Origin of the sequence: Ginsengibacter hankyongi, assembly GCF_008710285.1 — a bacterium.
Taxonomy (GTDB): domain Bacteria; phylum Bacteroidota; class Bacteroidia; order Chitinophagales; family Chitinophagaceae; genus Ginsengibacter; species Ginsengibacter hankyongi.
Window position 1 is genome coordinate 1,704,286 of record NZ_VYQF01000001.1, and the last position, 15,316, is coordinate 1,719,601.

General features: G+C 37.6%; 9 protein-coding genes. 6 read left to right on the forward strand and 3 right to left on the reverse strand.

Features of this window, described 5'->3' with window-relative positions; all coding sequences use genetic code 11:
- Positions 1–153 precede the first annotated feature (153 nt).
- From FW778_RS07150 to FW778_RS07160, 3 genes are all read right to left on the reverse strand, one after another.
- Positions 154–3,345 carry an FAD-binding and (Fe-S)-binding domain-containing protein gene (locus FW778_RS07150; protein WP_150413905.1) on the reverse strand — a complete coding sequence of 1,064 codons (3,192 nt, stop codon included), beginning with the start codon at positions 3,343–3,345 and terminating at the stop codon, positions 154–156.
- Positions 3,346–3,469: 124 nt separating this feature from the next.
- Positions 3,470–4,570 carry an enolase C-terminal domain-like protein gene (locus FW778_RS07155; protein ID WP_235906107.1) on the reverse strand — a complete coding sequence of 367 codons (1,101 nt, stop codon included), beginning with the start codon at positions 4,568–4,570 and terminating at the stop codon, positions 3,470–3,472.
- A gap of 4 nt (positions 4,571–4,574) precedes the next feature.
- Positions 4,575–6,365, reverse strand: a complete 1,791-nt coding sequence (locus tag FW778_RS07160) for a thiamine pyrophosphate-requiring protein (RefSeq protein ID WP_150413906.1) — start codon at positions 6,363–6,365, stop codon at positions 4,575–4,577.
- Between the two features lie 527 nt (positions 6,366–6,892).
- On the opposite strand from FW778_RS07160, the gene FW778_RS07165 reads away from it, so the two are divergent.
- From FW778_RS07165 to FW778_RS07190, 6 genes are all read left to right on the forward strand, one after another.
- Entirely contained in the window at positions 6,893–8,182 is a 1,290-nt protein-coding gene (locus tag FW778_RS07165) for a lipopolysaccharide biosynthesis protein (protein ID WP_150413907.1), read from the forward strand.
- Complete coding sequence (locus tag FW778_RS07170) at positions 8,179–9,378, forward strand: glycosyltransferase (protein ID WP_150413908.1); 1,200 nt, start codon at positions 8,179–8,181, stop codon at positions 9,376–9,378. Before FW778_RS07165 ends, FW778_RS07170 begins: the two co-directional genes overlap by 4 nt.
- A gap of 193 nt (positions 9,379–9,571) precedes the next feature.
- Positions 9,572–11,452 carry an asparagine synthase (glutamine-hydrolyzing) gene (gene asnB, locus FW778_RS07175; protein ID WP_150413909.1) on the forward strand — a complete coding sequence of 627 codons (1,881 nt, stop codon included), beginning with the start codon at positions 9,572–9,574 and terminating at the stop codon, positions 11,450–11,452.
- The gene (locus FW778_RS07180; protein WP_150413914.1) at positions 11,439–12,347 is read left to right on the forward strand and encodes a polysaccharide deacetylase family protein; all 909 of its coding nucleotides are present in this window, start codon (positions 11,439–11,441) and stop codon (positions 12,345–12,347) included. The genes asnB and FW778_RS07180 overlap by 14 nt, the downstream gene beginning before the upstream one ends.
- Positions 12,340–14,013 carry an arsenate reductase/protein-tyrosine-phosphatase family protein gene (locus FW778_RS07185; protein WP_150413919.1) on the forward strand — a complete coding sequence of 558 codons (1,674 nt, stop codon included), beginning with the start codon at positions 12,340–12,342 and terminating at the stop codon, positions 14,011–14,013. Before FW778_RS07180 ends, FW778_RS07185 begins: the two co-directional genes overlap by 8 nt.
- Before the next feature lie 47 nt (positions 14,014–14,060).
- Complete coding sequence (locus tag FW778_RS07190; RefSeq protein WP_150413921.1) at positions 14,061–15,299, forward strand: glycosyltransferase family protein; 1,239 nt, start codon at positions 14,061–14,063, stop codon at positions 15,297–15,299.
- The last annotated feature ends 17 nt before the right edge of the window (positions 15,300–15,316 follow it).

The window sequence follows — 15,316 nt, forward strand, 5'->3', positions numbered from 1 at the left end:
ATTGATGATGCACTGTTATAACGTAGAGGTGTATTCGAAAAATATAGGTGGGTTCCCATCCATTCTGTCGACAGTAATTCTCTCTTCCAAGCCCTGCTGAAGCGCCTGTAATTACAACTGTTTTATTTATAAAATCTTTTTCATTTCGTATACTTATTTCTTTCTTTTTATAATTATAACGACTGTAATAGCAATAGCTATAGAAGCAAGACCAATTAAGTTCCTGACTGTTTTACTTTTATCTTTCAACTTCATACCATCCACGTATTTCCGTTCCGGGTAAGGATTTGCATAATGACTATCTTTTTCCCTCAAAGCCATTTGCAATACCTGCGCAAGATGTAATCCCTTACGGTCAGTTTCCTGTGCTATTTGTTCACGGCAACTGAAGCCATCGGCAATAATAAAAGTTTCCTTTCCAGCCGTTCTTACAGCTGGCAATAAAACCCTTTCGCCGGCGCCGATGGATACATCATAATGCTCACCCTTTTCATAACCAAAATAACCAGCCATGCCACAACAACCAGAATCCAAAACTTCAAAGTCAAGACCTGTTCTTTTAAGCAATCTTTTATCTGCATCTATTTTCATAATGGCCTTATGGTGGCAGTGGCCTTGAATAATAGCTTTGCTTTTTAACTGTGGAATTTTAAAATCCGGTGCTTTCTTTTCTAAAAATTCAGCTAGCGTAAATACTTGTTGACTTAATCTCTTCGCTTCTTCATTGTGAGGAAATAAATTATGCAACTCATCTCTGAAAACCGCGATACAGCTAGGTTCTAAACCAACGATAGGAACACCATCTCTTATCTCATCTTTTAAAACATGCATAATTTCCAGCAGCATTTTTTTTGCTTGGTTAAGCAAGCCGAAATCATACAATGGCCTTCCGCAGCATAATATTTTTTTAGGGATTATGACTTCAAAACCTGCGGCTTCTAAAACCTGCAAGCCTGCAACCAGGGTTTCTGGCAAAAAGAAATTGTTGAAAGTATCAGCCCAGAGAATTACACGTTTCTGGGTGCCCGTATCTCGCATCTTGTTTCCTTGCCCAGTATTTCTATCCTGAAACCAATTTCTAAAAGTGCGCTCTGCGAATTTTGGCATCTTGCGTTGCGAGGCCACACCTGCAATCGCTTTAGTAATATTTTTTATAACAGGTGCGTGCATCATAAAGTTGGCAACACCCGGCATCAACGATGCAAGCCGGCTCCACCAATATACGTAGCCAAATGCATAAGCGGTGCGTGGGCGCAACCTTCCTTCATAATAATGCGACAAAAATTCTGATTTATACGTTGCCATGTCCACATTCACCGGGCAATCGGCCTTACAACCTTTGCATGCAAGACATAAATCCAATGATTCTTTTACGGCTTTATTTCTCCACTGACCTTTTAATACATCGCCTTCCATCATTTCATACAACATGCGGCTGCGCCCGCGGGTACTGTGTTTTTCTTCACGGGTTACCATGTAGCTTGGGCACATTGTACCATGTTCATGGCGGCGGCATTCGCCCACACCAACACATAAGTTAGTAGCGTGTGCAAAGCTGTATTTCTCGTCTGGAAATTGAAAATGTGTTTTTAAATCCGGCGGATTATAAGTGGTGCCAAGACGCAAATTATTTGTTTGTCCATACGTATCAATAATTTTTCCCGGGTTCATTTTCCACTCAGGGTCCCATATCATTTTAAATTCTCTGAAAGCCTGCACGAGTTCTTTGCCATACATAATTTCCAATAAATCGCCGCGAGCCTGGCCATCGCCATGTTCACCGGAAAGTGAACCGCCATATTTTACAACCAAATGTGAAGCATCAACCGTAAATTGTTTGTACGCCTTTATCCCATCCTCAGTAAGAAAATCAAAACCCACACGGCAATGAATACAACCTTGCCCGAAGTGCCCGTAAATAGAGGGATACAATTTATATTGGGTAAACAAATCGCGGAGGTCTTTTAGATAATCGCCAACCTTATCTGGCGGAACAGCAGAATCTTCCCAGCCCGGGCCACCATTGGGTTCGCCGGGAACCCACGCCGTAGCGCCAAGGCCCGATTCACGAATTTCCCATAACATTTTTTCCTGTTCGGGGTCATCGAAAAGACTTGAACTGGGTTGATTCTTTTCATTTTTTAAATCTTCGATTAATGCTTTTGCCTGGTTGTCGGAATCCTCTTTTGAATCGCCCCCAAACTCAACGAGCAACCATGCCTTACCTTCTGGCAATAGAGGAATATCATCTACATTCAATCCTTTCCTTCGCATAAACTCCAGGAGCAAATCATCTATTCCTTCCAGACCAATCGGCTTATGTTTCATAACAAATGGAACCGCATAACCCGCATTGGGCAAACTATCGTAACCCAATACCAGCAACGACCTTGCTTTAGGCTCGTGCAATAATTTTAATGTTGCTTCTGTAATGGTAACGAGGGTGCTTTCAGAGCCAATCAACACGTGCGCTACGTTAAATCCGTTTTCAGGAAGGAGAGCAGTTAAATTATATCCTGAAACACGGCGCGGAATGTTGGGAAATTTTCCGCGAATTAAGTCTTCATATTTATTTCTGAAATCTTTTAGCTTTCTATAGATTTCTCCGCGCCTTCCGCCTTCAGTAATTATTTGTTCCAACTCTTCATCGGACGTGGCACCCACTTTCATTTTTATACCATCATACGTAACAATTGTAATGGATTCTGTATTGTCTGAAGTTCTTGCTCCATTACCTTCAAGCGCCGCCATTACAGAATGTACCCCGCAGGAATTATTGCCGAGCATCCCCCCAAGTGTGCAGTGGTCGTGTGTTGCAGGGTCTGGGCCAAAAGTTAAACCCACCTTTTCTTTTGTGGCGTTGCGCATTTCATCAAGCACAATTCCTGGCTGAACCGTAATTAATTTTTTTTCTTTGTCAATGTTTAAAATTTTATTAAAGTATTTCGCCATGTCCATCATTACCGCAACATTGCAGCATTGCCCTGCCAAGCTTGTTCCACCGCCGCGTGATAAAAGAGGCGCATGATATTTTTTACATAACGCTATCGTTTGTATTATGTCATTTTCCGTTTTTGGTATCACCACGCCAATAGGTATCTGGCGATAGTTGGAAGAATCGGTTGAGTACAAGGCACGGCTTCCAGTATCAAAACGCACTTCTCCTTCAATCGCTTTTTTTAATTCCTTTTCAAGATTTTTTACATCGACGTTTATTGAATCTTTTGTTTCAAAACGTGTATCTAATTGCGTTTGTGCGTTTACGTGAGGTTCATGATTTGGATTACCATTGTGCTGTGGATTAATTTCTGTCTTTCTATTTTTTGATGATGTATCGGTTATCATAGTCGAATAATTTAAAGTTTGATCTTATCAATTTTACTGTGTATCCACTTAGAACAAAAGAATTAAGGTTCACGAAGGCTGATCTAATGCTTCGGGTCTTTGTGGCTTAAAAAATGCCATGATCCTAAATTTTATATTTTTCTGCATCCGAATGTTTAAATTCAAGTCCCACGCCTGCTCTTTGCAAATCAGGGACGAGGCACCCATTCTTTGACGGCATCACACCATCAAAAAGCATTTTTTCAATGCGCACATGGTCATAAAAATATTCCCCGATATAAAAATTTTTCAAGGTGACAGAAGCGTGCAAGTGCAGCGCGGGAGCACAATGTGAAGAGAACGGAATTTCATACGCCTCAGCAAGGTTGCCCGCCTTTATGTAATAAGAAATGCCACCGCATCGGGTGGCATCAGCTTGTAAAATATCTACTGCACCTTGATGTATCATCTTATCGAAATAAGGGAGGTTGTATCCATATTCGCCTGCTGCAATATTCATTTTATAGGGGGCATGCTCTCTTATGAAACACAATCCTTGCAGGTTATCAGACGTTACCGGTTCCTCATACCAGCTTACATCATACTCTGCAAATGATCTTGCTTTTCCCAATGCCTGCTTCACAGTGTAAGCTCCATTTGCGTCTACGAACAAGCCTGTATTTTTTCCTATTGCTTCTCTTGCTTTTTTTACTCTTGATACATCATCCGCCGGATGTGTTCCAATTTTCATCTTTACATATCTTATCCCTTCACTAGCCCATCCGCCTAATTGATTTTCTAATTGCTTATCATTATAAGAAGTAAAGCCACCACTCCCATAAATAAGCATTTCATCTTTTGCCTGTCCCAATAAGCTACATAAGGGCACGTCAAATATTTTTGCTTTCAAATCCCACAATGCATTATCCACAGCGGATACCGCCATCATCGCAATGCCGGTGTTTCCATTATTCCTTATGGCTCTTATTAATGCTGATGTAATACTTTCGATATTCATTGCATTTTTTTTGAGAACCAGTTTTTTTAATGTCTTTTCAATTATAATTCCGGTGGCTTCGTGGCCATAGGTATATCCAATTCCGGTTTTGCCTCCTCCCTTTATTTCTACCAAAACCATTGTTGTACTGTCCCACGAAATAGTTCCATCGGCTTCATGTAAGTCTGTGGGTATTTTATAGCTGGATACTTTTAAATCATCAATCAATATACTATCTGAATCGTCCACCTTTCTAATTATGTGTATGCGGTAAATAGTTTTCAATTACATCTTTCCATGATTGCTTAATCATATCCCAGGAATTTGTATCGCCCTTTATCATAGACGACGCAAATGCTTTTGCTTGTTTGAAGGTTATATGCGGCGGCAATGGTGGTACAGAGGGATCAGTATATACATCCAGAACAACTGGCCTTTTAAGGGTAAATGCAAACTCAAGTGATGGAACAATATCTTCAGGTTTATCAATTTTTATTCCATCAAGCCCAAGCATTTTTGCATATTCCGCATAAGGAAAATCAGGAACGTTTTGTGAGCCTTCGAATTTAGGATCGCCTTCCATGATACGCTGTTCCCATGTTACCTGGTTGAGATCACGATTGTTCAGTACTACGATCATTAATCTCGCATCGCTCCATCGTTTCCAATATTTTGCGATCGTAATTAATCCATTATTACCAAGCATTTGCATAGCGCCATCGCCAACCAACGCAATGGACATCCTATCAGGATAAGCAAATTTTGCAGCAATGGCATAAGGCACGCCGGGACACATAGTCGCCAGGTTGCCTGACAGAGAGGCTTTCATCCCTTTGCGGATTTTTATATCACGAGCAAACCAGTCTGCTGACGTTCCTGAATCGGATGATAAAATACAATTATCAGGAAGTTGTTTTGATAATTCCCAGAAAAGCCTTTGCGGATTTATCGGATCAGCGCTGTTCATTGCTCTTGCTTCTAAAACCTTCCACCACTCTTCAAGATTGCTTGCAATCGTTTCACGCCAGTTCCTGTCTTCTTTCCTTTGCAAAAGCGGTATCAAAGCTTTCAGTGTTTCTTTACTATCGCCCTGTAGGTTGATATCCATCGGGTAACGAATGCCGAGCATCTTTCCATCTATATCTATTTGAATTGCTTTGGCTTGCCCCTCCTTTGGTAAAAATTCTGAATATGGGAAACTGGAACCTACCATTAGCAGAGTATCGCAACCCATCATCAAATCCCAGCTGGGCTTAGTTCCCAATAAACCGATTGAACCGGTAACAAAAGGAAGCTCATCTGGAACGACTGCTTTACCCAATAATGCCTTTGCAATGCCCGCACCTAATAAATCAGCGACTTGCAGCACCTCATCCGAAGCTTCCAACGCGCCCGCACCAACCAACATAGCCACTTTTTTTCCTTCGTTTAAAATGTCAGCGGCTCTTTGTAAATCTGATTGATGAGGAATGATTCTAGGAGTGGAATAATTTAAACCTGAATGAACAGTGCCGTGAGTTCTTTTTGGCTCTTCAAAATCTTCGTCCTGTAAATCATTGGGTATAATAATACACGTAACGCAACGTTCATTTTTTGCTATACGAATTGCACGATCAACAAGATGACGTATTTGGGAAGGCACTGTGGCCATGTGAACGTATTCATGCGCAACATCTTTATATAAAGAAATCAAATCCACTTCCTGCTGATAACTTCCACCCATAGCCGCTCGTGCTTGTTGGCCAACAATTGCCACGACCGGTGCGTGGTCCATCTTTGCATCATATAGGCCATTTAACAGATGAATAGCGCCAGGTCCTGATGTTGCCATACAAACACCGACTTCACCGGTAAACTTTGCGTGGCCGCAAGCCATAAACGCTGCATTTTCTTCATGCCTTACCTGTATAAAATCAATCTTATCTTTTGCCCTGTCCATGGAGCCCATAAGGCCATTGATGCCATCTCCAGGGAATCCAAAAACCCTGGTTACGCCCCATTCTGAAAGCCTGTTTACTAAAAAATCTCCTACTGTCTGGCTCATTATAAATATGTTTAAAAAGTTTTATTCACTCTCACTTAAATGAATAATTAAAATGTATTAATAAGAACTATCTAATGACCAATCGCCCGGTTATAAAGTTTTACATTGTTCCTTAATAAGGATGGAAACTGTTGAGATTGTAGACGGGTGTTGCATAAAAAGTTAACTGTGAGACTCCAGGATTTTTTATCGCTTTAGAAAAAGTTACCGAGTGTAACTTTTAGAATTTGTTGAAAGACAAAATCCTGCCCACTTTGTAAAGATCATCAAAGACTTTGCCAATATAAAACAAGGTGATTAAAATATTACACTTCGATTAGGGAAGGTATAAGAAGAATTTTTTACCAATTTTTAAATGAGATGAAACACGTCATACGTTTGTTATGCAATCCCCAACACTTTCAACCTTGCGTGAATATTGGTCATTAATTATACTTGCTATAGCACACGACATAATATCCGAGCGAAATCATCGTTTGATAAGAACTATACGAGCGATTTTAAATACAGTATTCCAAAATTCATTAATGACCTCTATCCAATCTCTAAAAGGGCAGTATAAAAGTCCGGCATTGAAAGCGATGGGGATTTATACTATCACCAATTTTTTCGGAAAAGGATTGTCCTTTTTGTTACTGCCACTCTTTACAAATCCAAAATATTTAACCCCGGCTGACAATGGTTTGCTGAGCCTATTCGGACAGGCTATTATTTTTGTGCTTCCTTTTATTAACCTTGGCGTGTTGCAATCGGCGTCTGTTGACTATTTTAAATTAGATAGAAAAAACTTTAAAGATTTCTGCACTACCGGTTTTGCCATGGCAATCACAATGGCGATAGTTTCTGCAATCGCTTTCTTCCTGGGTCGTGATTTTCTGTCAAAAAGATTCTCATTCCCAGCAATATTTATTTGGGCTATCCCTTTTGCAGCTTTTCTAAATTTCTGCTACGAATTCGTAATACTGCTCGTCCGTAACCGGGATGATGCGCCACGTTATATGAAAGTAAACATTACGAAAATAGTAATGGAATTAGGTCTTGCCGTTTTATTAATAGTATATTTCTCCTGGGGTTGGCTGGGAAGAGTTTCGGGTATACTTGTATCTGCAGCAATGGTGGCTTTGTACGCGGTATATTTTCTTTTAAAAAATGGTTATTTATGCGGCACGGTTAGAAAACAAATTATTATCGCAGAACTAAAATACAGTGTTCCCATAATTACGATGCAGTTAAGCATGTTTTGTCTTTTTTCGTCCGATAGTTTTTTGCTGGCCGGTATCACGAAAAATACCGCTGAAGTAGGTATATACGGAATGGCCTGCGTGTTTGGCAGCATCATCATTACTTTGTCGGGCGCCATCATTCAATACATGGTACCAAAAATAAACAAAGCGCTTGCTGCTGAGCAGACAGACTATGCTGAAATACAAAAGCAGGCGAAAATGTACTTCAGCATTATGGCCTTCGCATTTGTTGCACTGCTACTATGCGTTCCCGTTATATATCACCTCTTTATCAATAGTACTTATTGGCCGGGCATCCGTTATTTCTTTTTCCTTTCAGCAGGATATTTCTTTTGGACAATAGCGGTTTTTATGTACACCTTTCTTTTGTATCACAAACAAAAAATGAAACTGTTTGCGCAAGCGCTCTTCGTAATTGCAATAAGCCTCTGCAGTAATTATTTATTTATAAAAGCGATGGGATCTATAGGCGCTGCCGTTTCCGTTTGTTGCAGTTATTTTATAGTCATGTTGCTGGCATTTATAGCTACCAAAAAATATTGGAAGTTGTTATTGCATTCTGCTAAAGTATGAAGAAGTCAATGCCACATATTATCAATCCGATAAAAAAAGATGCCTCCGGTACCAGTAATTTTGTAAAGAAGCCTCATAACAATGCAGGAGTAAATAAGAAACCACAAATTAAAAAGATTCTGTTTATTTTAAATGATCTTGGCGGTGGCGGCGCAGAAAGGGTATTGGTAAATATTGCAAATTCTTTTTATGAAAATGGGATAAAAGTAGAATTCTTAGTTGGGAAAAAGCAAGGCCTTTATTTGGATGTTTTGCATCCTTCCATTCCGGTTACTGAAGGCGGGGGCACTTCGTTTTATAAATATTTACAAGTAGTTCCAGCGGTTTTAATAAAAAATAATTACACCCATGTTTTTACGGCAAGCGATTATGTGGGCGCTGCCGCTATAATTGCGAAAAAAAAATCCGGAGTCGCGGCGAAAATTTATCATACACATCATTATCATTTACCGCAGAAGCGGTCTTTAAAACATTGGAAAGGCGATTTAGTTGCAAGGTTTATTCATTTTTTTATTACGCCACGTGCCGATAAAATAATAGCGGTAAGCAAAGGAAATTTAGCATGGCTGCGAAAATTCAGTAATCATAAATTGCCCCACGGAACAACTATTTATAATCCTGTTTTTGATGATTCTATTTACACGCTCGCCGAAGAAAAAATTAATTACCCGGCGGATATTTCAGGAAGAACAATTCTTTTAAGTATTGGGCGGCTTGAAGAGCAGAAAGATCACTTAACACTTATAAAATCATTTCAAATTTTAAAAAAAACCAGGCCGCGTATAATCCTGTTTATATTAGGCATCGGTAATTTAAAATCAAAACTGGAAAATTATATCCTGGAAAATAATTTGCAAAACGATATTTTTTTAGTTGGATTTGATCCCAATCCTTATAAATGGATAGCGGATTGCGATGTTTTTGTATTGCCTTCTATAAGTGAAGGTTTTGGAAATGTTCTGGTAGAAGCTATGGCTCTGGGAAAAACAATTGTAAGCACCAATTGTCCATCCGGCCCTTCGGAAATCCTGCAAAAAGGAAAATTGGGATATTTATGCCCGGTAAAAAATCCTGCTGAAATGGCAATATCGGTTGAACGTGCAGTTCGTTCTCCAATTAACAGTAATATTTTAAAAGCTGCGAGCTACCGGTATCGCATAAGCGAAATTGTAAAGGAGTATATTGAAATACTTTGAAAAATTAAGAACTAATTGATTGCTTTTCTTAAAAAAGGGCAATATAAAATTTTACATTATTGCTTTATGTAAAATGATGGACATGAGGTACAATATTTATGGCCCATACAATGTGCAGTCTTATTGTAAATAAACCCGAAAAAGCGGACAATATTTTATAATTATTTTCGCTTTATTTCAAAATCAATTATTCATGTGTGGCATCGCTGGTTTTATTTCTTTAGATAAAAAACTCAATCGACAGCATTTACATATAATGGCTGATAGCCTTGCTCACCGGGGTCCTGATGCAGAAGGGTTTTATTACGATGATTCAAATAATTATAATGCCGGCCTTGCTCACAGAAGGCTAAGCATTTTAGATTTAAGCACTACGGCTAATCAACCTATGATAAGCCATGATGGGCGATTTCTAATGGTTTTTAACGGAGAGATATATAATTTCCGGGAATTACAAAAAGAAAAATTAGCAAGGGTCGTTTTTAAAACACACAGTGATAGTGAAGTGATATTGGAGTGTTTCGCCAAACATGGTATCTCATGTTTTAACTGGTTCAACGGCATGTTTGCAATTGCATTTTGGGACTTGCATCTGCAAAAACTAACCGTGGTAAGAGACAGGTTTGGAGTGAAGCCGCTAACTTATTTTTATGATAAAAATTCATTCATATTTGCTTCCCAGCTAAAAGCCTTTGAAGATTTACCCGTCCAAAAAACATTGAACATAGAGGCACTTAAAGATTATTTCTTTCTTGATTATATACCAAAAACCCAATCGATATACAACGAAATAAATAAATTGCCTAACGGCTATTATTTGGAATATACGCCTGGCAAAGATTTAGAAATATTCTCCTGGTATAATTTATTAGATAAATATTCTTTGCAAAAAAAACCTGTTTTAACAGCCGATGCTGTAGAAGAATTTGATCATTTATTAAAAAGCTCGGTAAAGTTGAGAATGCTCAGCGATGTAAAGGTCGGCTCGTTTTTAAGTGGTGGTACTGATTCTTCTTTAATTGCTGCTAAGTTTCAAGAGAATTCTTCCATTCCGGTCGAAACTTTTACAATCGGGTTTGATGTAAAAGAATATGATGAAACTAAATATGCAAAAGAAGTTGCAGAAATTTTAAAAACATCCCATCACCAATTCAATGTGGATGAAGCATATTGCCTTTCTGAATTAGAAGCTGTAGTAGATGCTTACGATGAGCCCTTTGTAGGGCCATCTACCATTCCTACATTAATAGTTTGCGAAAAAGCAAAACAGTTGGTAACAGTGGCTTTAAGCGGCGATGGCGGCGATGAAATATTCCTGGGATATAGCTGGTATAGCCGTTACGGCCAATTACAAAATGTTTATAAATACAGCAATACCCCGTTAAGAAACCTTGCTTCGTCTTTAATGAAAAGAATGGGAATGAAATATAATAAAGGGTCAGCCTTATTAGAGAACGAGAATGAAAAAACATTATTACTGCATCTCATTTCACAGGAACAGGGTATGTTCACAGAAAAACAAATAAGCTGCTTATTCAATAATCCATACTCACATCAAACTATAGTAAACGATTGGATAAGTATAGATAAATTGCCAATAGATAATAAAGAAAAAGTTTCCCTGTTCGATATAAATAATTACCTCGCCAATAACCTGATGTACAAAATGGATATTGCCTCAATGGCCAATAGCCTTGAGGTGCGTTTACCTTTTTTAGACTATCGGCTTGTAGAATTTAGCATTAACCTGCCGACGGATTTAAAAATAAACGGCAAAATGCATAAATTTTTAATGAAACAAGATTTGGAACGTTACCTGCCGCAACATTTGATTTATAGAAAAAAGTGGGGGTTCCCGGCGCCTATTGCCAAATGGCTTTCGGGCAGCCTGGCTTATTTAATTGATATTCATTTACTTGATAAAAATAAAATTGAACAACAAGGAATCTTTAATTATTCTTTTATAGAAAAATTAGTTAAGGAATTTAAAAACGGCAATTCCTATCTCGGTAAAAAACTTTGGAGTCTTATAATTTTTCAATTGTGGTTTAATAAGCATTATGAAAAAAACTGAAGCCTCCATATTATTATTTCATAGAGTACATCCTACAAGAGATATTCTGTGGGACCCAATGGATCCAAAACGATTTGAATCCATTTTAAAATTTATTAAAAAAAATTATACCGTGTTGCCGCTGTTGGAGATTCTTGAAACAAAACCAGTCAACACAAAAAAGCCTTTAGCTGCAATTACATTCGATGACGGATACAGGGATTTTATAGACTATAGTTTACCGATAATGACCCATTTAAAAATTCCCTCATCAATGTACGTTGTTACAGATTGCATTTGTAGAAACAAACCTACGTGGACATTTGAAGTAGATTATCTTTTTTTTCATACAAAAAAATTGCAGATCAACTGGACAATCGATATATCCTTTATGCCTGCGACACTGCAAAAAAACAAATTTGCCAACAAGAAAGAATTAATCGCTTTTTGTTTAAAATTTAAACAGCACATAAAATTAATCCCTGAACAAAAAAGAAAAAGCTTGATATATGATTTGCTCAGTTCTTTTAACGATGTAACGATTCCAACAGGGCTAATGATGAGTTGGAAAGAAATAAATCAAATTATTAACCATGGAATAGAAGTGGGCTCACACACAGTAACACATCCGTCACTGGCAACACTTGACAAAGTTGATATACAGAAAGAATTGGAAGAATCAAAGTCAGCGTTATTTAAACATACCGGTATTAATCCAAAAATAATTTCATACCCTGTGGGCAGCTATAATCAGGAGGTAAAAGAAGCTTCAGCTGTAACAGGTTATAAATATGGATTAGCGGTGAATCATAAAATATATGATCTAAAGTCAGGAAACAATTTTGAAATTCCGCGAATAGAATTATACAATGAACCTTTTTGGAAAAGCTGGTTAAGAATAAAACAATATGTATAGCAATCCGAAAATTTATTTATTAGGAGCAAATAACAGGGCTACGCACACTTTGGCAGAAGTGTATAAAAAAAATAAGTTCACGGTATGCGTAATTAGCTGGCATCAAAACAATATTCGCTTTTCAAAATTTGTGGATGAGTTTATTCTTTTACCAGACGCAGAAAAAGATTTTGCTGCTTTTAAAAATGAGTTTATAAATATTTTTAAGAATGAAGATGAACTGCTATTGCCTGTAAATGACATCGCTGTTTTAATTTGCCTGCAATGCAAAAACGGCCTGGATAGCAGAGTAAAAATAATCGGATTAAATGATCCGGTAGTCCAGGAATTTGCTATCAACAAATATGCTTTGCTCACGCTTGCAAAAGAATGTAGTATTGATTACCCAGAAACCATTTATATAGATTCATTAAACGAATTCGAAAAACATAAAAAATCAATTTTATTTCCTGTGATTGCCAAGCCTGTTTCATCGCGGATACTCAAAGGGAACGCTGTTTTAAGTTTTCATGTAAAAAAGTTTAACAGCATTGATCAACTTTCCGATTTTGTAAGAGAAAATATTAATACGATTCCTTTAATGCTGCAGGAATATTTGAAAGATGGCTATGGAATCGGGCTGAATTTTATTGCACGCAACGGAGAATTAATAGACTATTATTTTCATAAGCGAATACACGAAGCATGGGGAGGCGGAGAAAGTTCTTATAGAAAAACAATAACCGGCGATCCATTTGGTTTGTTGGACAGAACTCAGGCGCTTATTAAATTAATGGGCTGGAATGGAGTAGGCATGTTAGAATTTAGAATCACTAACGGCAAGGCGTACCTGATGGAATTAAACGGCCGGTTTTGGGGTTCAATAAAATTGGGCGTATACGCGGGAAAGAATTTTCCAATGCAACTTGTAAATCTTGAAAATATAGACAAGAAAAATATAGTACACAAGCCCGGCGAATTTTATGCAAGGAATTTTAAGATGGAAGTTTCCTGGTTATTAAAGGGTATCATTTCTCAAAAAAAATATAGTTTGCCTTTTACATGGATTTGGAATTTTAGAAAGGCGCTGAGATCCAATGAAATTATTGAGGACAATTTGTTTAATGATTTCAGATACCGATTTTTAGATATTATCGATATTATCAGAATCCCTTTTCAAAAAAGAACTTCAAGATTAGCGCTGAAAAAACAATCCGATATATTATGGAATAAAATCAGTGGCCGATCGTATACGCCTAAGCAAGGAGATATTATTGTATTTATTTGTAAGGGAAATATTTGCCGCAGTCCTTTCGCCGAGGTGTATGCGCAAAAGAATTACCCACAATTTATTTTCCACTCAAGCGGATTTATCGGCAAAGCAGAAAGACTTCCGCCTTTAAATGCAGTGGCTGCTGCAAGCAAATTTGATATTGATATTTATTGTCACAAGTCAAGCAATATAGATTCTATTGATAAAAAAAATATCAGTGCCTGGGTTGTTATGGATAAAGAAAACTTGATGAACCTCATAAATGAAACTGACGAAAGTGATATTGACAAAATCTATAGTTTAGGTGGTCATGATGAAATAAGGGACCCTTTCAGCCAAAACGTTGAATATTTTGATAGTATATTTTTTCAGATAGTATCCCACATTAACAGAATATTTCAAATAAAAAACTGACGTCGGCATGTAATAATTGGTATTTGGAGCAAATAAATTAACCTGGGATGACAAAAAAAATTCTCTTTATTTCTTATGACGGCCTGACTGACCCGCTTGGCCAAAGCCAGGTAATTCCTTACCTGGCCGGGCTTACAAAGTATGGATATTGTTTTACAATTTTAAGTTGTGAAAAACCGCAACGTTATGCTTTATATAAAAGAGATATTGAAAAACTACTGAGTTCATTTGATGTAAAATGGTTTCCGATAGTTTATCATAAGAAGCCGCCAGTGCTTTCGTCCGTATACGACGTCCTGATGCTAAAAAGAAAAGCAAAATTTTTGCATTCAAAAGAAAGCTTTGATATGGTGCATACACGTGCCGGTATTCCATCGCTCATTGGCTTATGGATGAAGAAAAAGTTCAATGTAAAGTTTCTTCATGATGTAAGAGAATTTTATGCGGACAGCAGGGTTGATGGAGGAATATGGAATTTAAAAAATCCTCTTTACAAGATTATCTATAAGTATTTTAAAAGAATAGAGGAAGAAGAAGTAAAGCATTGTGATGGTATGGTTTGCCTTACCTACGCTGCTAAAAAAATTATACAACAACGGCCGCAATATTCACAGAAAGTTTTTCTTGAAGTTATTCCATGCAGTGTGGATATGCAACTCTTTGATCCCGAAAGGATAGATGCTCATCAAAAGGCGGCTGTAAGAAAGCAACTGAATATAAGCGCAAACGATGTTGTCATAAGTTATCTGGGATCCATTGGTGGTTGGTATCTGACCAATGAGATGATGATGTTTTACAGAATCATTTTGGATAAAAATCCAAATGCGAAATTCCTTTTTATATCACCGCATGAACCAGCAATTATTATTGATATCGGTGTGAAATTTGGTATTCCCAAAGAAAAAATTATAGTTCATAATGCCCAGCGATATGAGGTACCTCTTTTGCTTTCGTTCAGCGATTATTCAGTCTTTTTTATTAAACCCTGTTATTCAAAGCAATCTTCTTCGCCCACTAAACATGGAGAAATTATGGCAATGGGAATTCCGGCCATATCTAATTCTGGAGTCGGCGATGTGGACGAAATTATCACGGGAGCTAAATCAGGTATTACTTTAAAAAATTTAAATCAGCAAGAATTTGAAAGTGTTGCAAGTTTGATCTCAGATAGGATTAAGTTTGATAGTAAAATTATAAGAAACGGCGCCAGGGAATATTACGATTTACAAAAGGCGATCGATTCTTACAAAAAAATTTACACCACCATCCTCACCAAGCCTGCCTAATCAATTATCGTTATTTT

What these genes read in the sequence shown, in the direction of transcription:
- FW778_RS07150 (WP_150413905.1), bottom strand. Translation starts at nt 3,345, where the DNA reads ATGATAACCGATACATCATCAAAAAATAGAAAGACAGAAATTAATCCA.
- FW778_RS07160 (WP_150413906.1), bottom strand. Translation starts at nt 6,365, where the DNA reads ATGAGCCAGACAGTAGGAGATTTTTTAGTAAACAGGCTTTCAGAATGG.
- FW778_RS07165 (WP_150413907.1), top strand. Translation starts at nt 6,893, where the DNA reads ATGACCTCTATCCAATCTCTAAAAGGGCAGTATAAAAGTCCGGCATTG.
- FW778_RS07170 (WP_150413908.1), top strand. Translation starts at nt 8,179, where the DNA reads ATGAAGAAGTCAATGCCACATATTATCAATCCGATAAAAAAAGATGCC.
- asnB (WP_150413909.1), top strand. Translation starts at nt 9,572, where the DNA reads ATGTGTGGCATCGCTGGTTTTATTTCTTTAGATAAAAAACTCAATCGA.
- FW778_RS07180 (WP_150413914.1), top strand. Translation starts at nt 11,439, where the DNA reads ATGAAAAAAACTGAAGCCTCCATATTATTATTTCATAGAGTACATCCT.
- FW778_RS07185 (WP_150413919.1), top strand. Translation starts at nt 12,340, where the DNA reads ATGTATAGCAATCCGAAAATTTATTTATTAGGAGCAAATAACAGGGCT.
- FW778_RS07190 (WP_150413921.1), top strand. Translation starts at nt 14,061, where the DNA reads ATGACAAAAAAAATTCTCTTTATTTCTTATGACGGCCTGACTGACCCG.